Source organism: Acidobacteriota bacterium, from assembly GCA_016715115.1.
GTDB lineage: Bacteria > Acidobacteriota > Blastocatellia > Pyrinomonadales > Pyrinomonadaceae > JAFDVJ01.
This window is the reverse complement of sequence record JADKBM010000001.1, coordinates 257,788-280,392: the sequence shown is the minus strand read 5'-3', so window position 1 is coordinate 280,392 and position 22,605 is coordinate 257,788. Positions and strand designations below refer to the sequence as shown.

Sequence of the window (22,605 nt, the reverse complement as noted above, 5' to 3'; positions counted from 1 at the left end):
CCTGGAAACCTGGAATCTTGGAATCTGGAATCTGGAATCCGGAATCCGGAATCCTGGAATTTGGAATCCGGAATGTCTTGATTCTGCAAACGCTACAGGCCGATACTCCTTAGCAACTCCTGATACCGCGGATCGTCTTCGAGAAAATCATAGACGCCGGAGACCTTGATACTGATGAGAGTCGGGTCGCGCTCTTCGAACGCTTTGTGTAGATACTCGAGGGCCTGTTCCTTGTTCTTTGTTGCCGCAAACACGAAGGCGATGTTTTCGCTATTGAAATACTCGCTTTGGCCGGACGCCGCGGCGGAATTCCTTCCCGCCAGAAGACTCCGGAGATACTCGTTCCAAAAGCCCTCCCAGCCGAGTTTTCGATACGCGGATTCGAATCTCTGAACATCCGCCGGGTCCCGGCCGTCGAGTTTGAGCGCGATCAGATACTGTTCAATGGCCTCCCGGTACGCTCTCTGGGCGGCGTAAACGTCACCGAGGTTGAATCTGACGAGCGCATTCTCGGGAAACAGCTCGATCGTCTTCTTCAGTTGCGCGATCGCTTCGTCGTGTCTTTTCGCAAATCCCAAGATGTTTCCTTTCATCCGGTTGATGACGACGGAGAACGGGTCGAGTTCCAACGCCAGCGATATCTCGTTCAAGGCTTCGTCATTTTTTCCTTTGAACGCCAGGTGTTCGGCGTACCACTGATGAGCCGTCGCATAATTCGGATTCAGCCTGATCGCGATCCTGTACTCGCGAGCGGCTCCCTCCCAATCGTAATCGTACGTATTCGTGATGTAGCCGAGCGACGCGTGTGGCTCCGCCAATTGCGGGTCGAGTTCGATGGCTTTGAGCGCCGCCCGTTTCGCGAGCGGGATGTAATCATTCGGACGGAAGTTGCCGTACAAAGGCATCAATGCGTAGGTGTCGGCGAGTCCTGTGTACGCGAGCGCATAGTTTGGATCAATCTCGACCGCCTGTTCGAAATAACGAACCGCGGATTCAAAATCCCGTTCGGTCCTCCGGTTCCAATGAAAACGCCCCTTGAGATACATTCGCTGGGCTTCGGAGTTCGTGGTGTAGGATTTCGCGACCTGTTTCAGCTCGGCATTGGTCAGCTTGAGCCTGAGATTCTCGGAAACATCGCTTGCGATCTCACTTTCGAGCGAAACCAAATAGTCGATATCGCGCTCGTAATTTTCGGACCAAAGCACGTCCTGGGTTTCCGCATCGACCAACTCGAGATTGACGCGCAGTGTCTCGCCGCGCTGAATCAGGTTTCCGATGAGCACAGCATCGACATTCAGTTCCTGCCCGATCGTCTTTGCCGAGACCGATCGGTTCTTATACGTGAAGACCGTACTCCGGGCCTTTATCGAAAGTTGGGGGATGTTCGAAAGATTGCTGATCAGATTCTCCGTCATTCCGTCCGAAAGATAGTCGGCATCTTTACTTTCGCTTTCGTTGACGATCGGCATTACAGCGACCGATTTGATCTGTTTCGCTGCTGAGAAATAACGGTAACTCCAGAATCCGATCGCCGAGACGAGCAAGAGCAGTACGACGAACGGAACGAGTCTGACGAAATTCCGGTTCAGGCGTGCGATTCCAAACCCGCGCGGACGGCTTGGTCCGATTTCGGCCACCCGCGCGTCGGTCGTATTGAGCACGGTTTCGCCGGTCGCGAACGCACGGAGCCGTTGCGTATCCGTCGCCAGTTTCTCCTTTGCCTTTGTGAGATCTGAAAGGAGATCGTCGGTCGTTTGATAGCGTTCGTCCGGATCCTTCGCCAGACATTTGCCGACGATGTCGCGGATCTCACACGGAATGTCTGTCGACTCCAGCGGTTTCGGAGCGGTCTGCATTATCGCGCCGAGGATTTCCAGAGGGGTTTCGCCCGGAAATGGGGTGTTTCCGGCGAGCAACTCATAGAACAAAACGCCAAAACTGAAAATGTCGCTGCGTGAGTCGATCTCTTTTCCACGTGCCTGCTCCGGCGACATATACCTTGCGGTGCCGATGATCGAGCCGGGATTCGTCAGAAACTGATCTCTGATTTCTCCGGGCAATTCGGCCGACGCGGAATTTGCTTCCGAAACGTTGATCTGCCCTTCGACGAGCTTCGCGATGCCAAAATCGAGGATCTTGATCAGACCGTTCTTGCGGATCATTATATTGTCCGGCTTGATGTCGCGGTGAATAATCCCGGCGGAATGCGCCTCGCCGAGGCCCGAAGCGATCTGGATGGCGATCTCGAGTGCCTTGCGGACACTCAAGCGTTCGCCTTTCGTGAATTCGCTGAGATTTTTGCCTTCGATGTATTCGGTCGCGATAAAATGGATCCCGTCGAACTGGTTTATCTCGTGGATGGTGATGATGTTCGGGTGATTCAACCCCGACGCCGCACGCGCTTCGTTGATGAAACGCGTCATCCGGTCCTTGTTCTCAACGAATTCGGGCGGAAGGCATTTGAGCGCGACACGGCGTTTGAGGCTGGTGTCTTCCGCCAGAAAAACCTCTCCCATGCCGCCTTTGCCAAGAAGTTCGCGGACGCGGTAATGCCCGATCTTCTTTCCGATGAGCAACGCGGCGGCATCCGATTCCGTAAACGCTTCGGCAATGAATGATTCGGGCGTGGTGTCGAGGAAGTCGCTGAGTGCGCTTTCGTGGTCAAGCAACGATTCGACCTCGCGCCGAAGCGAATCATCGGTTCCGCATCGGTCCGTTAGAAGGGCGGCGCGTTGCCCGGACTCCACTTCCAGCGCGGCGTGAAAGATCTCTTCGATTTTCTGTAGTCTCTGAACTTCCATCAAGGACAAATGGCAAACCGCAATGTGAGAGCAAGCGGTGTTTTGATTGAGTATAGTACAAAAGCCAAGGAAAAATGGCATTGCCGGCGCCGAATTGCGGTCACCGCTTGTTCAACGCAGATTACGCATTTAACAACAATCACCTGCCGGAATCCTGAGAGAGGCGCGATCAATTCATTTCGATCGTTCCATTCGCTGAACTTCGGAGTTCCGCGCAGGATCCAGGGAACTCGTTTTACCGGCGCAATGACTCGAAGCAACCGTTCCTTTTGTCCCGTCGGAAACTGAATTCACTTCTTCAAGCGTGCGGAGCACGCGAACTTGTGATAGCACCACGTGAAGCGGAGCGAAACGTGCTGGCTGGTCACGCCGATTCCAAAGCGTGTGTTACACGCGCAACTCCCGCGGATGCGAAAGGTCCGCGGAGAGAAACCGCTCCCGGATTTGCCGGAGAGATCCGAGCGATCCAAAGCCGGATCTTCGCGCAGAGTCCGCCAAGATCGCAAAGAGCGGAAATTCTCTGAATCTGCCTCTTTTGCGTAATTCGGGTTCAAGCGACCCGCCTGCCGCAAATCCGCCGTATCGGCGAAACTCCGATTTCAAAAAGCTCGGATACCGGAATTGAACAACCGCGCCGAATGTTAAATACTAGGTCAACAAGCACTTATGCAAGACACGAACCGGGGAACCGAAAATCAGAGTTTGCAGATTCGAGATCCGAGGTCCGATTATAGGCTTTACTATTCGCCCTATTATTACGCCGAAATCGGCGATGAGCACGTTTTTCCGATCCGAAAGTTCGAACTCGTCCGCGATCTTCTGTTGAAAGAGGGAACTCTGTCCGAAGCCCAGATCTTCGAACCGCTGCCCGCGGAGATCGGCGATCTGCTGCTGGTTCACACGGTTGATTACATCCAAAGGCTTCAAAACGGCACGTTGACCGCGAAGGAGATCCGCAAATTGGGATTGCCTTGGTCGCGCTCGTTGGTTCGGCGCACGTTCCACGCCATCTCGGGAACGATCAACGCCGCCCGAACCGCGGTTGCGACCGGAATCGCATCGAATCTCGCCGGCGGGACGCATCACGCATATCCCGATCGCGGCGAGGGGTTTTGCGTGCTCAACGACGTGGCCGTCGCGATCCGCGTTCTGCAGCGCGAAGGGCTCTGTGAACGGGCGCTGATCGTCGATTGCGACGTCCATCAGGGAAACGGGACGGCGTTTATTTTTCGGGACGATCCACGCGTCTTTACGTTCTCGATCCACGGAGCCAAGAATTATCCTCTGTTCAAGGAGAGTTCCGATCTCGACATCGAACTCGCGGATGGCACATCCGACGTTGAGTATCTCGAGACATTGCACGAAGCGCTTCACCGGATAAGGCTTCACGATCCCGAGATCATTTTCTACCTCGCGGGCGCGGATCCCTATGAGAATGACAAGCTCGGAAGGTTGAGTCTGACGATGGAAGGACTTCGGGAACGCGACGAACTCGTCCTGAACTACGCGAAAAGCCTTGATGTTCCGATTGTTACGACGATGAGCGGCGGATACGGGGCGACTATCGACGAAACGGTCGAGATACACGCAAACACGATCCGCGCGGTACGAAATGTCTTTCTCTCGAGGTAGGTCGAAACCGCGCATTTATTCCGGGCACTTGTCTTTTCTTCGCTCACTTCCTACTCTGTAACTTGCTTCGGAAGCGACGGGATCAAAAATGAAAATTGTAGTTATCGGGAGCGGCTTTGGCGGACTTTCGTGCGCGATTCGTCTACAGGCGAGCGGGCACGACGTGACGATCGTCGAAAAGCGCGACAAGATCGGCGGGCGCGCCTACGTCTATGAACAGGACGGCTTCAAGTTCGACGGCGGGCCGACGATCATCACCGCGCCGTGGCTGATCGACGAATTCTTCACGATCGCAGGAAAGCAAACCCGCGATTATCTTGAACTGGTCAAGCTCGACCCTTTCTACAACATTCGTTGGGAAGACGGAACGGTATTTCATTACAACGACAACCGCGAGACCCTGATCGCGCAGATCGCCAAGATCGCACCGGAAGAGGTCGGGAACTACAAGAAGTTCGCAGCGTCGCTCGACGACATCTACCGCGTCGGATTCGAACTCATCGACAAGCCCTTCTCGACCGTTTGGGATATGGCGAAGATCGTCCCGCAGATGATCAAACTGCGGTCGGACAGATCCGTTTACAAATTCGCGTCGAAGTTCTTCAAAAACGAGAAGCTCCGCGAAGCGTTCAGCTTTCACCCGCTGCTGATCGGCGGAAACCCTTTCACATCGACGTCGATCTACGCGATGATTCACGAACTGGAGCAAAAATTCGGCGTTTGGTTCGCTATGGGCGGCACGGGAGCGTTGGTCAAAGCGCTCGGTGACCTCTTTATGGACATCGGCGGCGTGATCTATACCGAGGCCGAGGTCGGGGAGATCATCGTCAAGGACGGTGCGGCGCGCGGTGTGCGGATCAATTCCGGTGAGATCATTGAATCCGACATCGTCGTCGCCAATTCGGACGTCGCGTGGACATATCTTAACCTCATCGCGCCGCGTTGGCGAAAAAAATATACCGACGCGAAGATCAGGAAGATGACGTATTCGATGTCGCTGTTCGTGATTTATTTCGGGACCGACCGCAAGTACGATTCGGTCGCGCATCACGAGATCATACTCGGCAACCGCTACCGCGGATTGCTCGACGACATCTTCGTCGATAAAAAACTCGCGGACGATTTCTCGCTCTACCTGCACCGGCCGACGGCGACGGATCCGACGCTCGCGCCCGAAGGCTGCGACTGCTGGTATGTTCTCTCGCCCGTCCCGCATCTCGGCGGATCGACGGACTGGGCGACCGAGGCGCCGCGCTATCGTGATCTGATCTATAAGTATCTGGAAAAACACTACTTGCCGGATCTCACCAAACATATTGTCTCGGAGCACATCATCGATCCGCGTCATTTCGAAGGGACGCTCAACAGCTATCTCGGCAGCGCGTTTTCGGTGGAGCCGACGCTGATGCAGTCGGCTTATCTGCGTCCGCACAACCAAAGCGAGGACGTCGTGGGGCTCTATTTCGTCGGCGCCGGAACTCATCCCGGCGCCGGAATGCCGGGCGTTATCTCAAGCGGCAAGATCGTCGCCAAACAGATCTCGGATTTGTGATAATCAAGATTTGGGATTTGGGATTTGGGATTTGGGATTTGGGATTTCGGATTTCGGATTGCCGGGGTGCGACGATCCGTCCGCCCAACCCGAATCGCGTTGCGATGCCCTGAATTTTGCCGTGGATTTCAACCCACCGGATTTCGTTTATTCAAGAAGCGTCGCGTCAGCGACGGCTGATTCAATCGTCGCCTTATCCGTTCCCACGCGGATCATCCCGCGTCCCTTTTCCATGGCGGCGACGGTGCGGGGGGACGCGACGTGGACAACTTTGCCGTTCCTTAGCCCCCGGAGGTTTGTTTTTCGATGGCATTGATGGATAATTCCGAAATTGGCTCGGGGGACGTCAATCCAAAATCCGAAATCCAAAATCGAAAATCGCTATGTGGTATTGGACAAAAATCCTGTTTCTGATCCTTCTCGGCGCTATCGGCGTTTGGCTGGTGTACGAGTTGGTGACGTTCCCGTCGATCTCGAAACTCAGGACCGAGAACCCTTCGACGAGTTCGATGATCGAGTTCAGACTTTCCGAAGCGCGCCGTGAGAATCGTGAACCGCGCAAGTATATGATCTGGCAGCCGATCGCGCAGATCTCGCCGAATTTGCAGCGCGCCGTGCTTGCCGGCGAGGACGCACGGTTCTTCGAGCACGACGGTTTTGACTGGAAGGCGATCGAAAAGGCCTGGGACGAAGCCGTCAAAGAAGGCGAAAAGGAAGCCAAAGCGGAGGGCGATTACGATCCGAATGATTGGATCCCGCCGATGCCGTCATTCAAACGCGGGGCGTCGACGGTGACGCAGCAGTTATCGAAGAATCTGTTCCTTTCGGAAGACCGCAATTTCTTGCGAAAGGGGCGCGAGGCCGCCTACACGTATTTTCTTGAAAAGGAGCTTTCCAAGCAGCGCATCCTCGAGATCTATCTGAACGTCATCGAATGGGGCGAGGGTGTTTATGGCGCGGAGGCCGCTTCGCGGGTTTATTTCAACAAGTCCGCGTCGCAGCTTTCGCCACAGGAAGCCGCCTATCTTTCGGCGATGATTCCGTCGCCGCTCAACGTTTTCAATCCGAAGAAAAATCCGAAACGCGTCGCGAGACGCCAAAAAGCGATCCTTCGCGGGATGAATTCGATCAAACTGGCTTACTAAGAGTTGTTTACTCAAACCACGAAGGGCACTAAGCAACACGAAGAACATCCTCTTCTTCGGGTGCAACTTCATTTCCTTCATGGTTTAACCCAGATTGCGCAAAAGAAAGTTTGACCGCGAAAAAACGCTAAGAAACGCGAAACTGTCTTCTCGATGACCGGCCCGGCTGAGCATTGTCTGGCCGCGCCAAACTTGTAAGCTATTGTGGAAAGGCCGTTTATCGCCCAGGTTGCGCGAACTGACAATTACCAGAGTTGTTTGCTCAACCCACGAAGGACACGAAGCAGCACGAAGAAAATCCTATTCTACTTCGTGCGACTTCGTGTCCTTCGTGGTTCAACGGTCTGGGATTTCGCCTTTTGAAAGCGATTCTTCGCGGGATGAATTCGATCAAACGGGCGTAATGACTGAAGGACACGAAAGGAGCACGAAGAAAATCCTATTCTACTTCGTGCGACTTCGTGCCCTTCGTGGCTAAACCGTCTGGGATTTCGCCTTCTGAAAGCAATTCTTCGCGGGATGAATTCGATCAAACGGGCGTAATGACTGAAGGACACGAAGCAGCACGAAGAAAATCCTATTCTACTTCGTGCGACTTCGTGGCTAAACGGTCTGGGATTTCGCCTTCTGAAAGCAATTCTTCGCGGGATGAACTCGATCAAACGGGCGTAATGACTGAAGGACGCGAAGCCCGAAGAAAATCCTATTCTACTTCGTGCGACTTCGTGCCCTTCGTGGTTCAACGGTTTAGGCTTTCGCCTTCTTGACCTTCGCACCGCCCTTGAGCGTCATTTCGTTCAGGATCCAGCCGGCTCCGGCGAATTTCTCTGTCACGAAAAGAACAAAGCGAATGTCGACGGCGATCGACCGGTCATAATTCGGATCGACAAACATATCGTTGCCCGTTCCTTCATAATTTCCGTCAAAGATGATCCCGACCTGTTCACCCCAGGCGTTCATAATCGGGCTTCCGGAGTTTCCGCCGATGATGTCGGTCGTCGCAAGGAAGTTCACGGGAACCGAATCGCCAACGCCGAAACGGCCGAAATCCTTGTCTTGCTGAAGTGTCTTGAGCTTCTGCGGAACGTCGAACGGGAAAACACCGGTGTCTTTTTCGATCACGCCCTTGAGGGTCGTGAACGGCGTGTACTGAACCGCTTCGCGGGGCTGGTAACCGCGAACGTTTCCGTAGGTAAAGCGCATCGTCGAATTCGCATCCGGGTACGGACTGACGCCCTTCATCTCAGCCATTGCCTGCTGATAACGAAGCCGGAGGTTTTCGATCTCGCCGTTGAACTTGTTGCCGCGCACCGCAAACGCCGCTCTCTCATCAGCTTGCGCGGACGCAATACGCGCGACGTCAGGGTATTTGGCCTGAAGATCGGACCACGAAAGATCGTAAAGCGCGCTGATCTTTTCCGCCGAATCGAACGCGTCCGAATCGACGATCAGTTTCGCAAACGCTTCTTCCTTCTTGCGCCGCTCGCTGGTCTTGCCGCCGCCAAAGGTTGAGTCGGCAGCTGCAAAGCGCTGATTCGCGGGCAGTTCCGACGCGGCGCGCAGGAAATACTTGATCATTTCCCGTTCGACGAGCGGTTCGCGGTCCTTCATCGTCGCGACGATCTCGGCCCGCTTCTTGTCGGTCAGCTTCTGATTGCTTTTCACCGATGCCACGGCGTCGATGATCTGCTTGTAAACCGGTGCGTTGCCGACGTTCGGGAAGGTCCTGAGCAACCGGTCGCGGGCGCCGAAAGCGTAGAAATCGTTCGATATACGATCAAGGCCCGCAAGAACGTCGCCGTATTTCGCGGTGCGCTTCGCGTCGCCCTTGATCCAGGCTTCGAGTTTCGTTTCTTCGGCGCGACGAGTGCCGGCAAAGTTCGAGCGTTTGAGCGCGGCGACTCTGCCCTCGTAAAGCTTTCGGGCATTGTCCAGACTCGCGATCTCACCTTGGAGAGCGACGCGCTTTTCCTCATCCTCCGCGCCGAGATTCTTCAGCGCGTTGCTCCACGAAGTCAGATAATCGACGAGAAAAGGATAGTTCGTCGTCTTCGCGTATTCGATCGCCTGGCTTTCGCGATAGCGCGTCGTGCCGCCGGGAAATCCCATCACGAAGACAAAATCGTTGTCTTTGAGGCCGTCAAGCGAGATCGTCAGGTGCTTTTTCGGCTTGAACGGGACGTTGTTCGCCGAATACGGCACCGACTTGCCGTCGGGCGCGACGTACGCGCGCAGAAAGGTGAAATCGCCGGTGTGGCGCGACCATTCGAAATTGTCCGGGTCGCCGCCGTAGAAACCGATCATTTGCGGCGGCGCGTAAACGAGCCGGATGTCCTTGATCTCGACGGTTTCGTAGAGATAGTAGAAGAACCCGCTGTTGAGCATCCGGATCTGAATCGCAGTGCCTTCCGGCACTTTCGCCTGTTCGGCGGTCTGAAGCGCCTTGACATTGTCGGCAAGCGCTTTCGCAAGCGCGTCGCCGGTCAGCGAATCGGTGCCGGCCTTGATCTTCGCGGTCACGTCTTCGACGCGGTTCGTGATGAAGATGCTGTAGTCTTTGGCCGGGAGTTCGTCCTTCATCGAGTCGGCCTTGTAACCGTCCTTGCCGTAGTCTTTGCCGGCGGACGACGCCGAAACGAGTGCGTCGAAACCGCAGTGATGATTCGTCAGGATCAACCCTTGCGGCGAGACGAATTCCGCGGTGCAGCCGACACTGAGCTGGATCACGGCGTCGGAAATATCGACTCCGTTCGGGTTGTAAAGGTCGATCGGCTTGATCTTCAATCCTTTTTCCTTAAGCGGAAGCGTGACGATCTTGTCGGGGGTGAACATCCCCTCGTCGGGCGCGGCCACGGCCGGGACAATTGAACCGAAAAGGACGGAAACCGCCAAAAGCAGCGAAGTTGGATAACGAAGTGAATAACGCATAGTTAAATTCCTTTTTTTCTTAAATTTGCATCGAATGCAGTCTGTTACTCGATTTTAGCGCAAAGCGTCAGAAAAATCACAAACGAAAGAAGCGAGCCGGTCAGGCTCGCTTCTGAAGGATCTAAATTGTTGAACTCGACTAACCTTGTCGGATCTCGGTCGGCTCCGGCGGGAGAAAGAACCGCGGATTGATCGGTTTGTCGTTAAGGCGAAGTTCGTAATGAAGATGCGGTCCGGTCGAACGGCCCGTCGAACCGACATAGCCGATAAGCTCGCCGCGTCCGATCGTCTGTCCGACTTCGACTTCGACCTTCGAGAGATGGCCGTAGCGGGTCGTGATTCCGTTTCCGTGATCGATCTCGATCATATTGCCGTATCCGCCCTGCCAACCGGCCTTGATGATAACGCCCTTTCCGGGCGCGATGACCGTGTCGCCCTTTTCACCGTCGATGTCCATTCCGGCGTGGAACTCGTAGCTGCGACCGCCGAACGGATTGCGTCTGAAGCCAAACTCGTTGTTGATCTTTCCGAGATGCGCCCACATCGTGGGAAGCGCGTCCGGGCTGGCCATCGCCTGTATCGTCCGGAGTTCTTTTTCCACTTCGCCGCTTTCCGCGCTTCCGAGTTCGTTTTCAGAGATCTGAAGTTCGGAATCCGGTCCGCCGCTGTTCGCGGCGAACTCGTCAGTGGATTGCGGACGGTTGTAATCGAGCGACTTCGGTTGAATAACCCGCTGCGGAATAGCCGCCTGTTGCGCCACCAGATTTTGAGTCGCTTCCGGATCAACGTTCGCGAGAACGTTGAAACGCGTCAAGCTGAATGCTCCGACCGATACTATTACCAGCGTGAACAGGCACGCAACGAAACCCGAGTGTAAAAGCTGCTTTGAAACTTCGACCCTGCGAATGTAAATTTTTGATCTGGTGGTGTGTGTTAGTAAAAAACTGTAACTATTTTTGCTCTTCTGCATTACGCCTTAAAAGCTCCTTTTAATGATTTCGCGCCGAAAGTCCAGCGTTTCAGCACGCGGAATCACGCAAGAACAGCCGCAAGCGACTAAACGCGAATCCTGTTCGAAGATTCAAGCGAATCCTCCGATCAAGGGGGATAATTCAATTGTCTGTTACTTAATAACTTAAAAGAATTGGGTAAAAGTTAGCACAAGCGCAAAGACCATTTCAAGCGCAAACCCGCCCGAAAACCGCTTTGCCGCACTAAAGCCAGTGTTGTCAGTAAGTTAGGGTCAGTCGTTATCTCGCCGGCTTTCGCGAAAAGTGCGAAAAACCAAGATTCCCACGCCGACGAAGACCGCCACAAAACCAAGCACAATGATGATCTTGATCGCCGTCGTAACAAATCCGATCAGACCGATCAACCCTTTCAACAAGGCGATCACCAACGCCAGAACGACCAAAAGGCTGCTGCCAATCCCTGCGGCGGCTTTCAAATAAAACGACATATTTCAAACCTCACTCGTCTCTCACCACAGGACCGCTAATCAAAAACGACCAACGTCGTCCTGTTTCCATATTAACCCACGACTAACGATTTCGCCAACTTTTAGCCTCAGCGCCACTCGGCGAGGAATCATAGCGCGATTCGAACCGGTCACTCCGGTAATCGGAAACCGCCGCGATCAGCCCCGGATCGCTCTGCGATTCATACTTCGGAATTCGCTCCGAACTGAAGAAATAGGCCCGTAAGATATAGACACCGAGTCCGATCAGCATTATCGGCAAAAGGCCGCGAACCAAAAACCGCGCATCCAGAAAAAACAACAGTCCGATGCCGATCAGCACGCCTGCCCAGACTTTCAAACTGCCCGAGAAGCGTTGCGCAAGCATCGTTTCGGCCGTTTCGGGGACCACGCCGCGGCGGATCATCCGCGCCGTTTTCCAGGCGTCGACCGCCGCATACACCCACATTCCGAGGAATCCGAAGAAGAAGATCGCCATTCCCGTCTGAAGCATCAACTGCAAAAGTCCCACCGAAACGCCGAAGTGCACGAGCGCCTTCACGGTCTGACCGTTGTACGCCGCGCCGAGGCCGGGACAGAATGAGAGCAAGAAAGCGGCAAACGGCGACGACTGCGACTGGACGAACTGCGAATATGAACCTTGATTCTGATTCCGCAGGAGTTGGACTCCCTGAACGATGCAGTCCTGGCAGTACGGAAACCCCTTGATCCGATGGTCGCAGGCCGGGCAAAGCGATTTGCCGCAACCGTTGCAGTTCACGTTGGCAGCGTTATGTGTATGATAGGCGCAATTCATTTCTTGCCTTCCTCGTTGACGTAAACTCCCTGAATAGGTTCAGAATTCGTGTTCGGGGTGCGATTTTCTTCGGTGCCGAGCACGATTCCGGCACTCTGTTTGTAGGTTTGTTCGGCAAGCTCGTAACTTCGCTGGTAAACATCGGCCGAAACGGTCTGGCTGAAAACGAACGCGGCAAAAACGAACATCATCACGACGGACGCGAATTGCGGAACAGGCATCGGGAACGATAGTCCGCGAAGCCACTCAACCGCGCGCGACGGCCAGGCCGCTTTCATATCCTTCGCCTCGGCAGTTCCGATCGTCGCCCGCAGGATCTTATCGTGCAAGGCCGCGGGAACCGGCAGCTCGTCCAATTTGTATGTATAGCAAGCCGCGATGGAGCGAACGACCGCGCCCGGAAGATCGGTACAGTTATCGCAAAGAACCGCGTGCCGTTCCCATCGATGGAAAAGCGTCGCCGGCAAGAATCCATCGAGATAATCGGTCAGATACTCTTCAAACTGCTCACAGACCATCGCGGTGTCGGGCATCGTCATCGACAGTACGCGTGCTTCAAGATGGGTCATCGAGCGTTTCGGGGCGGCGATTTGATGACAGGCGGAGAGCGCTTCCTTGACTTCATTCAGAAGCGAGTGACAGAGCGGGCATTTAAGCGCGTGCGCCGCGACCGACCGGTGCTCCGAACGTTCGAGCGCGCCGTCGAGGTATTCCGTCAGCGACTCTTCAAACTGTGAACATTCGATGATTCTTTCCGTTTCGTAGTTCATACCTTAACCCCCTTGGCATCGGGATCGACGACACCGTTGTCCGGTTGACGCTTCAAATCGTGGATTTTGCCCGATCTCATATTGTCACCACCCTCATTCTCCGAAGAATCTTTGCGAGTTCGATGCGTCCGCGGTTGATCCGCGATTTGACCGTGCCTTCGGGAATCTTCAAAACGTCGACGATCTCCTGATAACTCAACTCCTCGATGTCGCGGAGTATGACGCAAGTGCGAAGATCCGACGGGAGTTTGTCGATTCCATCCTGAACCTGCGCCGCGAGTTCTTTCCGTTCGATTTCCTTCTGCGCGGTGCCGCCCACAGCCCGAAGGTGGAAGGTGTGGTCCTCGACATCGTCGGCCATCGAGTCCTGCGGGTTCCGCTGGCGATGGCGATAGTCGTCAATTATCAAGTTCCGGGCAAGCCGCATCAGCCAGTTGGAAAGATCGCCCTGTTTCGGATCGTACTGCTCAAGCGTCCTGTAGATGCGAATGAACACGTCCTGAGTAAGATCCTCCGCGGCTTCGGCACTCGATGTAAACCGAAATGCCAGATTAAAGATCCGTCGCGAATACTGCGTCACGATCTCTTCCCACGCGGAACCGTCTCCGGCGCGGCAACGCCGCACGAGTTCGGCCCCATTTGTCTCCGAAGCTACCTTAATTGCTTCCAACGCTCTTTCTCCAACAGCAAAATGACTTCCGCCAAACGCAACCGGGACCAACATATTCCCCGTCATATGACCCTACGAGTCGTATTTCCAAAAAGTTCCGACATAACAGTTCAAAGTCGATTTTTACTTTTCGAACCCGTTTGAGTTAATCTTTTGTCTTTGTTTGTCCACGACGCCGTGGCCAACGGACAACTTGGTTCATTCTAAACGCTGGCAGTCGATCATCAAGGGTGGAGACGGTTTAATTTTGCGGAAGTCCATCAAATTCATTTTACTCGCGCTTTTTGCGGTCTTTCTGTTCTGGTTCTTTGGCCGGAACCTCGACTGGCAAGAGGTGAGTACGAGCCTTCAGAAGGCGCGTGCGGTTTATATCACGTCGGCCGTGCTGATCATTTGTTTCGGTTACTTTCTGCGCGCCGTGCGTTGGAAAGTGCTGCTCGAACCGATCACAGAGTCGTCGCTGAAGGAGCTTTTTGCGACGACCACCGTCGGATTCGCGGCGGTCTTCTTTGTCGGCCGCGCGGGCGAGATCGTTCGGCCGATGTGGCTGCCGATGCGCGACAAGCGCGTCCGCCCGTCGGCGGCGCTCGTCACGCTCGGCGTCGAACGCGTGTTCGACCTCGCCGCGCTGATCTCGCTTTTTGCGGTCAATTTGCTCTGGTTCAACACGCCCGCGGGGCGCGAGCGCGAGTTCTTCTATGTCGAGATCGCCGGCTACCTGATGCTTGTCGGAGTTGTTATCGGCTTCATCGCGCTGATCGTCTTTCAACGCATCGCGCCGCGTGTCATCGGCTGGACGTCGAGGTTCATCGACCGCAAATTCATTCCGAAACGGATCCAGGCGATCATCATCAGCATCCTGCGGCAGCTTTCGACCGCGCTCGGGATCCTGCGTGACTGGCGCGAGATCGCCGGCGTCACTTTTTGGACGTTCGCACTCTGGCTGGCGATCGCGCTTCCGACGTGGCTCGTGCTGCTCGCGTTCGATCTTCCGCTGACTTTCAGTGATTCGTTGTTCATTATGGGCTTCGCCGCCGTCAGTTCGGTGGTTCCGACGCCCGGCGGCGCGGCGGGCGCTTTTCATACGGCGACCGCGGCGAGTTTGATCTTTTTGAATGTTGAAAGGGAGCAGGCGGCGGCGGTTTCGATCGCGATGCACCTCGTTTATTTCGCGCCGGCCGTGATCTTTGGACTGTTCTATTTCTTTCACGGCGACATTTCGTTTGAACGAATGCGGAATTTGCTGACATCCGAAAACGCCGTCGATGAGGTCGAGCACGAAAACGATCCCGAGGTTTTGGAAGAAACGATACCCGCCGAGGTGAGTTAGGAAAGGAAAAAGGTTACGATCGTCCGGACGGAGCCGGACAATCAGGATTTCAGGATTCCAGGATTCGAAGATTCCAGAATTCCAAGGATTCCAGGATTCCAGGGATTCGAAGATTCCAGGATTCCAAGGATTCCAAGGATTCCAGGATTTCAGGATTTCAGGATTCCAAGGATTCCAAGGATTTGAAGATTCCAAGGATTCCAGGATTCCAGAAATCCAAAATCCAAAATCCAAAATCTAAAATATCCAAAATCTAAAATATCCAAAATCTAAAATATCTAAAATCTAAAATCATTTTTAAAATCTAAAATCGAAGAATCCAAAATCCAAAATCCAAAATCCAAAATCCAAAATCTAAAATCGTATGCGTTGCCCATTTTGCGGACATCTTGAAGACAAAGTCGTCGACTCGCGCGAGTCGAAGGAAGGCGATTCGATCCGGCGTCGCCGCGAATGCCTGCTTTGCGGACGCCGGTTCACGTCATACGAACGGATCGATGAGATCCCTTATATGGTCGTCAAAAAGGATGGCCGTCGCGAGGCGTTCGAACGCAACAAGATAATGGCCGGACTCCTGCGCGCCTGCGAAAAGCGTCCGATTTCTTCGGCGCAACTCGAAGCGATCGTCAACGAGGTCGAAAAGAACGTGCAGGACTCGCAGGACCGCGAACTTTCGACGAGCGAGATCGGAAAGATCATTATGCGGCGTCTCAAGGCGCTCGATAAGGTCGCATACGTCCGGTTCGCCTCGGTTTATCTCGAGTTCGAAGACGTTTCCGAGTTTATGACGGAACTCAAGGTTCTCGTTCGCTCCCGTGACAGCTCGCCGTCGAAAAAAACGCGGGCGAAATCGAAAAAGTAATCCGCGTCCAACGGAATGTTTGGAGGATCGAGGGAACTACGGCGGTTGAACGAACTGTACCCGCATTCCCGATCTTGACCAATCTCCGCGCCCGGCGGCCCGACGTGTTTTGAATCGCCGTTCCCCCCTCGGCTACTCTCGTTTTTGCTCTTTCGTCCTTTTTTCTCTACCATAATCTAATGGACGAAATTGAAGACTTCTCTGAAAAGATTGTCGATCCCGAGATCGCTGATCCTCAAATGCAGATCCCTTCGGAACTGCCCGTGCTTCCTCTGCGCGATATCGTCATCTACCCGTTTATGATCGTGCCGTTGTTCGTTTCTCGCGACCGGTCGATCAAGGCCGTTGACGAGGCACTCAGCCAAAACCGGATGATAATGCTCGTCTCTCAAAAAGACGTCGATAAGGAAGAGCCGGAACAGGCGGATCTCTTCAAGGTCGGGACAGTCGCGGTCATTATGCGAATGCTGAAACTTCCCGACGGTCGTATCCGGATCCTGATCCAGGGCCTTTCGCGGGCGCGCGTCGAGTCCGTCAGCGGAACCGGCGATTATGTCCGTGCCAACCTGACGCCGATTCCCGAGCCGCTTCCGCCGACGAACTCGCTCGAGGTCGAAGCTCTCGTCCGCAACGTCCGCGCATCGATGGAACGCGCCGCGAACCTAGGAAAGAACATTTCGCCGGAGGTTCTGGCGATCATCGCCAATCTCGAAGATGCCGGGCGGCTCGCCGATCTTTCGGCATCGAATCTCGAACTCAAGGTCGAAGACGCGCAGAGCGTACTTGATAACTTCGACCCGATCCTTCGTCTCCGCAGGGTCAACGACCTGCTCAACAAGGAGATCGATGTTTTGACCGTCCAGGCGGAGATCAACACGCAGGCGCGCGCCGACATCGATCGTTCGCAGCGCGAGTATTTTCTGCGTCAGCAATTGAAGGCGATCCAGGCGGAACTCGGTGAGGGAAACGAGCTTTTTGAGGAGATCGAACTCTATCGCGACAAGATCACTAAGGCGATAATGCCGCCGCACGCCGAGGAAGAAGCGTTCCGGCAACTTAAAAAGCTCGAACGAATGCATCCCGACACGGCCGAGACGGCGACGCTCAGAAACTGGCTCGACATAATGATCGAGCTGCCTTGGTCCAAGTCTTCAAAGGACAATCTTAATTTGAAAAAGGCCGAAAAGATCCTCGATGAGGATCATTACGGCCTCGAGCGCGTCAAGGAACGCATCGTCGAGGCGCTCGCCGTGCGCAAGCTTCGTGAGAAACCGAAAGGCTCGATCCTCTGTCTCGTCGGCCCGCCGGGAGTCGGCAAAACGTCGCTCGGACGATCGATCGCCCGAGCCCTGAACCGGCAGTTCGTTCGCATTTCGCTTGGCGGACTGCACGACGAAGCCGAAATTCGCGGCCATCGACGGACTTACGTCGGAGCGATGCCGGGGCGCATCGTTCAGGGGATCCAGCAAGCCGGAACGAACAATCCGCTCGTCGTTCTCGACGAGATCGACAAGGTCGGCGCCGATTTTCGCGGTGATCCGTCGTCCGCGCTGCTGGAAGTCCTCGATCCGGAACAGAACTTCTCGTTCCGTGACAACTATCTGAACGTCACGTTCGATCTTTCGAACGTTATGTTTATGACGACCGCCAACGTTCTCGACACGATCCAGCCGGCGCTCCGCGACCGGATGGAGATCATCTCGCTTTCGGGTTATACCGAAGAGGAGAAACTCGAGATCGCCAAACGTCATCTTGTCCCGAAACAGGTCGAGGAGAACGGCCTCGAAAAGGAAGATCTGAAATTCGAACGCAAGGCGCTGACGAAGATCATCAGCGAATACACTCAGGAAGCCGGACTCCGACAGCTCGAGCGGGAGATCGGGAAGGTGTGCCGCAAGGTCGCGCGCAAGAAAGCCGAACTCGAAAGCGACTTTCTGCCGCAGAAGATCGCTGCCGCCGATGTCAAAGAGTATCTCCGCGCGCCGAAGATCTTCCGCGAAGAGGCGCTCAAGAAGGACGCGATCGGCATTGTCACGGGGTTGGCGTGGACCGCCGTTGGCGGCGATATCCTATTTATCGAGGCGCTGAAAACCAAGGGCAAGGGAAATCTCAAACTGACGGGTCAACTCGGCGAAGTGATGCAGGAATCGGCGCAGGCCGCGTTCAGTTATGCCAAGGCGCGCGCCGTGGAACTCGGTATCGATCCCGAGGATTTTGAGAATTTCGACATCCACGTCCACATTCCGGAAGGTGCGATTCCGAAGGACGGCCCGAGCGCCGGGATCACGATGGCGACCGCGCTTGTTTCCGTTCTTTCGCAGCGACCGGTGCGAAAAGACGTCGCGATGACCGGCGAGATCACGTTGCGCGGCAATGTTTTGCCGATCGGCGGCGTCAAGGAAAAACTGCTCGCTGCGCGGCGAGCGCATCTGAAGACCGTGATTCTGCCGGCGCCGAACAGACGCGATCTCGAGGATCTGCCTCAGGAAGTTGCCGACGATTTGACGTTTATATTTGTGGAGAACGTACGCGAAGTTTTGGCGGAAGCGCTGCTCGAAAGAGTCAAGCCAACCGACAAGGCGAAGGCTCAAAGTGCGCGGCAAAAACCGTAGCGGCGGCCTTCGCAATACGCCAAAGCCAGCATTTACAGGCGGTCGGCGTTTTGACATACGTTTTTTGAAGTTGTACCTTTGAGATTGTGGCCTTGTTTCTCGGATATTCGTGGAACTTTCACGGGTCACCGGCGTTAGCAGATCTGACGCTTTGTTTATGGGTCGTTGCAGCGATTCGCCCTAACCCTGAGAGATTTTTTTACATAAGGAGTATAGACGAGTTTGAATAAGACACACCTTTTAAGGCTTTTCAGTTTTACCGCAATCATATTTTTTGGACTCAATGTTTTCGCGCAGACCGACGAAACTCGGCGTGCGGAGGAGCAGGTGAAAATCCTTCTCGACCGTTCCGGAGCGGAATTCAAGGCGGGATTGTCTGCGCTAGAGGATAATCGCCGGCCGAATGCGCGCGAAAAGTTCGACAAATCGATTGAGGTTTTTCTGATGTCGGGAATCAACCTCAACTCCAACAATAATTCCAAGGCGCGCGACTGTTACAACCAATTGATCGAGACGATCTATCGCATCGAGTTTCCGACCGAAAAGCAACAGCCGCAAATCAGATCGCTGTCGGCGACGTGCGGTTGGATCATCGAGAATCAGCAAGCCGATCGGGTTGCGAAGCTCGTAATGTCCGGACCGGCGGCCGATACGACGAATATGACGAACGCGATCCTGAGCCAGCTTCCGAGCGAATCGACGCAGGGCTTTGTCGAACAGAAATTCGAGCGTTCGAATCTCGACGAACTGGCGACGCTGCAGCTTAACGAGGTCGAGGCCAACGTAGACACTCCGGAAGCGCAGGCGCAGCTTCAGAACATCACGTACGCGGTTTCGAACAATTCGCTTGGGCTGAAATTTCAGGTCCACCCGATGATTCAGCAGTATATCAATTATTATCAGGGCCGCGGACGTTCGACGATGGAGACCGGACTTTACCGTTCGGGAATGTTCATGCGTATGGCGCGCCGTATTTTCCGTGAAGAGGGAATTCCGGAGAATGTCGCGTGGCTCGGCCAGGTCGAAAGTATGTGGAAGCCGCAGGCGATGTCGTGGGCGTCCGCATCCGGGCTTTGGCAGTTCATCCCCGGAACCGGAGCGCGTTACGGTTTGCGACGCACAGCGTATCTCGACGAACGCAACAGCTTTGAAAAAGCGACGCAGGCTTCGGCGCGGTATCTCAAGTTCCTCGCGAACCGCTACAACGGAAACTGGGAACTGGCGATGGCGGCATACAACTCGGGCGAAGGAAACGTCGATCGCGCGATCTCGCGTGCCGGAGTCGCAAACTTCTGGGTCGCGTATCCGTATCTTCCGAAGGAAACAAGGAACTACGTGCCGAACATTCTGGCGACGATCATGATCGCCAACAATCCGCGTTATTTTGGATTTGGAAACGTCCGCCCGGCGCCGCAACTGACGTGGGAAACGGTCCTCGTTCCGCCGGGCACGAGTTTGTCGTTCCTCGCGCAGGTCGCCGACACTTCGGTCGATTACGTTCGTTATCTGAATCCTGAACTGCGCACGAATTCGACGCCCCCGGAACCGTATGTCATTCGCGTGCCGTCCGGCAAGGGCGCCGAGGTTGTCGCGATCTTCAAGCGCGTTCCGCGTTCGAACCAGAACACCGCGAATCTGACGAAATCGGTTCAAGGCGAAACCTGGGAGAATATTTCGAACCGCACCGGTGTTTCAGTCGCCGATCTGATGGCGGCGAACGGCGGAATGAAGACGCCGCAGGGCAAAGTCGTGATCCCGAATTCGAACAACGTCCGAAACACATCCTATCAGCGTCCGACGACGCCGAACAAGGTCGCGGCCGTGCCAACCTTTGCAACTGTCAAGTCGGTCTCCGGCGACACGATCGCCAAGATAGCATCGCGCTACGGCGTGTCGGCGGCGGACTTGGCGAACTTCAACGGCATCAAGTCGATCAATGAAGCTTTGCCGGCAGGACGCGCGATCAAGATTCCGCGACGCTGATCATCTGTTCTATTTCAATCTGGCGGCCGTCGGTTTTCCGGCGGCCATTTTTTTTGTTAGATCCCAGCTTTTGTTTTTGACTGCCCATTGCCAAATATCCGCTGCTGATTCGATAAGTTTTGCAATTAGCCCGGAACTTGCGTTTAATTGAGTTTTGCATGCTGAACACGTCGCTTCTAATCAACCTGCTCGGATTCTCGATCGGAATCGCTCTGTACGGACTACTGTTCGTAATGGTCGTCCGTCATCGGCGCGATTCCGGGCGTCCGACGTTCGACATTCTTCTGCTCGCGACGGCATGTCTCGGATTGGTCTGGAATTTGGGTGAATTCGTCGTGTTCGTGCTCAAGGACTTTGGAACTGGGCCGATCTCGCCGGCCCTTCTGGCGACATCGTATTCGGCACTCGGATTTCTCCCTTCGGTCGTCGTTCATTCGACCTGGAAAAACGTTGAACCGGGAAGCCGAAGATTGCGCTCTCTCACATTGGCGGCTTACGGCGTGAGTTCCTTGGCGGCCGCGCTGAATTTCTACTCGGCGATTGTCATCGGTTCTGTTCCGTCGGGACTCGCGCTCAGGATCCTGACGCTGGGCGCGCTCGCACTGCTCTGCGGACTGCTCGTTCTCGCGTTTCGCCAAGCGCTTGAGAAGAAGGCCGTTTGGATTACGGCCCTGTTGATCTTCGCCGTTTCGGCGCTTCATCTTGGTGCGCATTCAGATCAGTCGTCCTGGATCGTTGAGCTCGTCGCGCACCAATCGTCGCTTCCGCTTGCGCTGGCGATACTTCTCCAGGATTATCGATTCGCGTTTGCGGATCTTTTTCTCAAACGAGCGTTATCGCTGATGATCCTCGCGCTCGGTGCGTTCACGCTCTATGTTGGCGTCGCCGTGCCGCTTTTGGCGTGGCACGAAACACACGACCGCAACGACGTTCAGGCGGCAGTCACCGTTCTCGGACTCTGGATCGCGACCGCGCTCGCCTATCCCAAGATTCATGCGTTTGCGGAGTGGTTCGTCGATTCGATTGTTCTTCAGCGCACGAATTTCGCACGATTGCTTGAGCGTATCGCTGCCGATATCGAACAGCACGACCACGTCACCGGAATCCTCGACGCGGTCTGCGGTCATCTCAAGAACGCGCTTGCGGCTGAAACTGCAGAGTGGCGTGAGTGCGAAGGCGCGAATCGCGTCCTTCAAGCAGTATCGGCGGCCGGACGGCGCGCCACGGTCAGCATCGCAACCGTTGAATCGCCGCATTTTGAGATAGGGCTCTCCGATTTTTCAGGCGGCCGCAACCTGCTTTCCGGCGAGATCCAGATGCTCGGGTCCGTGGCAATGATGACCGCACGTCGGGTTGATTCGCTTCGGGTCACCCACGAACGATGCGAGGTCGAGATCCGGGAACAGGAGTTCTCGAAACTCGCGACCGAGGCGCAGCTTTCGGCCCTTCGGGCGCAGATCAATCCGCACTTTCTTTTCAATTCGCTGACGACCATCGGTTATCTGATCCGTTCGGCCCCGGACAAGGCGTTCGATACGCTGATGCGCCTGACGCGGCTTCTGCGCAGCGTGCTCAGCTCAACCGGCGAGTTTTCGACGGTCGCGGACGAGATCCACCTCATCGAGAACTATCTCGACATCGAAAAGGCCAGGTTCGAGGAGCGTCTCGGTGTAACGATCGAGATTCCGGCGGAACTCGGAACGGTGAGGATACCGAGCCTGATGATCCAGCCACTGGTCGAAAACGCGATCAAGCACGGTATTTCGCAGAACCGGGCCGGAGGGGAAGTCCGGATCCTCGCGGCTGAGGAGGCGGTCGGCGATCGTCGCCTGATCCGGCTGACCGTAAGAGATACCGGATCCGGCAGGAGCGCCGGGCTTTTGGAGCGTCCCGACGGAGTAGGACTCAAGAATGTCCGGCAGAGACTGCAAAGTTATTACGGAGCCGATGCCGAACTCTCGGTCGTGGCCGAATCCAACGGCGGAACGCGGGCTGAAATCGTTTTGCCTTTGAACGAAGCCGCAGCGCGCGTTGCCGCCTGAAACCT

Annotated in this window: 15 protein-coding genes; 8 read left to right on the top strand and 7 right to left on the bottom strand. The window is 55.1% G+C overall.

Translation table 11 applies throughout. From position 1 onward, the window contains the following. Positions 1 to 92 precede the first annotated feature (92 nt). Complete coding sequence (locus IPN69_01235) at positions 93 to 2,810, bottom strand: protein kinase (protein MBK8809343.1); 2,718 nt, start codon at positions 2,808 to 2,810, stop codon at positions 93 to 95. Between the two features lie 657 nt (positions 2,811 to 3,467). Between IPN69_01235 and IPN69_01230 the strand changes: the two genes are divergently transcribed. The 3 genes from IPN69_01230 (at position 3,468) to IPN69_01220 (ending at position 7,130) form a co-directional block, all read left to right on the top strand. Further along, positions 3,468 to 4,433 (top strand): histone deacetylase, encoded by a 966-nt coding sequence (locus IPN69_01230; GenBank protein ID MBK8809342.1) that lies wholly within the window; start codon positions 3,468 to 3,470, stop codon positions 4,431 to 4,433. An 88-nt stretch (positions 4,434 to 4,521) separates the two neighbouring features. Then, positions 4,522 to 5,985 carry a phytoene desaturase gene (locus tag IPN69_01225; protein ID MBK8809341.1) on the top strand — a complete coding sequence of 488 codons (1,464 nt, stop codon included), beginning with the start codon at positions 4,522 to 4,524 and terminating at the stop codon, positions 5,983 to 5,985. 383 nt (positions 5,986 to 6,368) lie between these two features. Then, positions 6,369 to 7,130 (top strand): transglycosylase domain-containing protein, encoded by a 762-nt coding sequence (locus IPN69_01220; GenBank protein ID MBK8809340.1) that lies wholly within the window; start codon positions 6,369 to 6,371, stop codon positions 7,128 to 7,130. 747 nt (positions 7,131 to 7,877) lie between these two features. On the opposite strand, the gene IPN69_01215 is transcribed toward IPN69_01220, so the two are convergent. From IPN69_01215 to IPN69_01190, 6 genes are all read right to left on the bottom strand, one after another. After that, on the bottom strand, positions 7,878 to 10,058 hold the full coding sequence (locus tag IPN69_01215; protein MBK8809339.1) for a S46 family peptidase: 2,181 nt from the start codon (positions 10,056 to 10,058) through the stop codon (positions 7,878 to 7,880). A 139-nt stretch (positions 10,059 to 10,197) separates the two neighbouring features. Next, entirely contained in the window at positions 10,198 to 11,028 is an 831-nt protein-coding gene (locus IPN69_01210) for a M23 family metallopeptidase (protein ID MBK8809338.1), read from the bottom strand. 273 nt (positions 11,029 to 11,301) lie between these two features. Next, on the bottom strand, positions 11,302 to 11,517 hold the full coding sequence (locus tag IPN69_01205; protein ID MBK8809337.1) for a hypothetical protein: 216 nt from the start codon (positions 11,515 to 11,517) through the stop codon (positions 11,302 to 11,304). Between the two features lie 82 nt (positions 11,518 to 11,599). After that, complete coding sequence (locus IPN69_01200; protein MBK8809336.1) at positions 11,600 to 12,331, bottom strand: B-box zinc finger protein; 732 nt, start codon at positions 12,329 to 12,331, stop codon at positions 11,600 to 11,602. After that, positions 12,328 to 13,101 (bottom strand): zf-HC2 domain-containing protein, encoded by a 774-nt coding sequence (locus IPN69_01195; GenBank protein MBK8809335.1) that lies wholly within the window; start codon positions 13,099 to 13,101, stop codon positions 12,328 to 12,330. Before IPN69_01195 ends, IPN69_01200 begins: the two co-directional genes overlap by 4 nt. Positions 13,102 to 13,177: 76 nt before the next feature. Then, positions 13,178 to 13,771 carry a sigma-70 family RNA polymerase sigma factor gene (locus tag IPN69_01190; protein MBK8809334.1) on the bottom strand — a complete coding sequence of 198 codons (594 nt, stop codon included), beginning with the start codon at positions 13,769 to 13,771 and terminating at the stop codon, positions 13,178 to 13,180. 247 nt (positions 13,772 to 14,018) lie between these two features. Here IPN69_01190 and IPN69_01185 point away from each other — a divergent pair, with 247 nt between their 5' ends. The 5 genes from IPN69_01185 (at position 14,019) to IPN69_01165 (ending at position 22,600) form a co-directional block, all read left to right on the top strand. Further along, positions 14,019 to 15,101, top strand: a complete 1,083-nt coding sequence (locus tag IPN69_01185) for a flippase-like domain-containing protein (protein MBK8809333.1) — start codon at positions 14,019 to 14,021, stop codon at positions 15,099 to 15,101. A 364-nt stretch (positions 15,102 to 15,465) separates the two neighbouring features. Next, entirely contained in the window at positions 15,466 to 15,963 is a 498-nt protein-coding gene (gene nrdR, locus IPN69_01180; protein MBK8809332.1) for a transcriptional repressor NrdR, read from the top strand. A gap of 179 nt (positions 15,964 to 16,142) precedes the next feature. Further along, a complete protein-coding gene (lon, locus tag IPN69_01175) occupies positions 16,143 to 18,575 on the top strand; it encodes an endopeptidase La (protein ID MBK8809331.1) in 2,433 nt (810 codons plus the stop codon). Positions 18,576 to 18,797: 222 nt separating this feature from the next. After that, the gene (locus IPN69_01170; protein MBK8809330.1) at positions 18,798 to 20,558 is read left to right on the top strand and encodes a transglycosylase SLT domain-containing protein; all 1,761 of its coding nucleotides are present in this window, start codon (positions 18,798 to 18,800) and stop codon (positions 20,556 to 20,558) included. A gap of 158 nt (positions 20,559 to 20,716) precedes the next feature. Further along, a complete protein-coding gene (locus IPN69_01165; protein MBK8809329.1) occupies positions 20,717 to 22,600 on the top strand; it encodes a histidine kinase in 1,884 nt (627 codons plus the stop codon). The last annotated feature ends 5 nt before the right edge of the window (positions 22,601 to 22,605 follow it).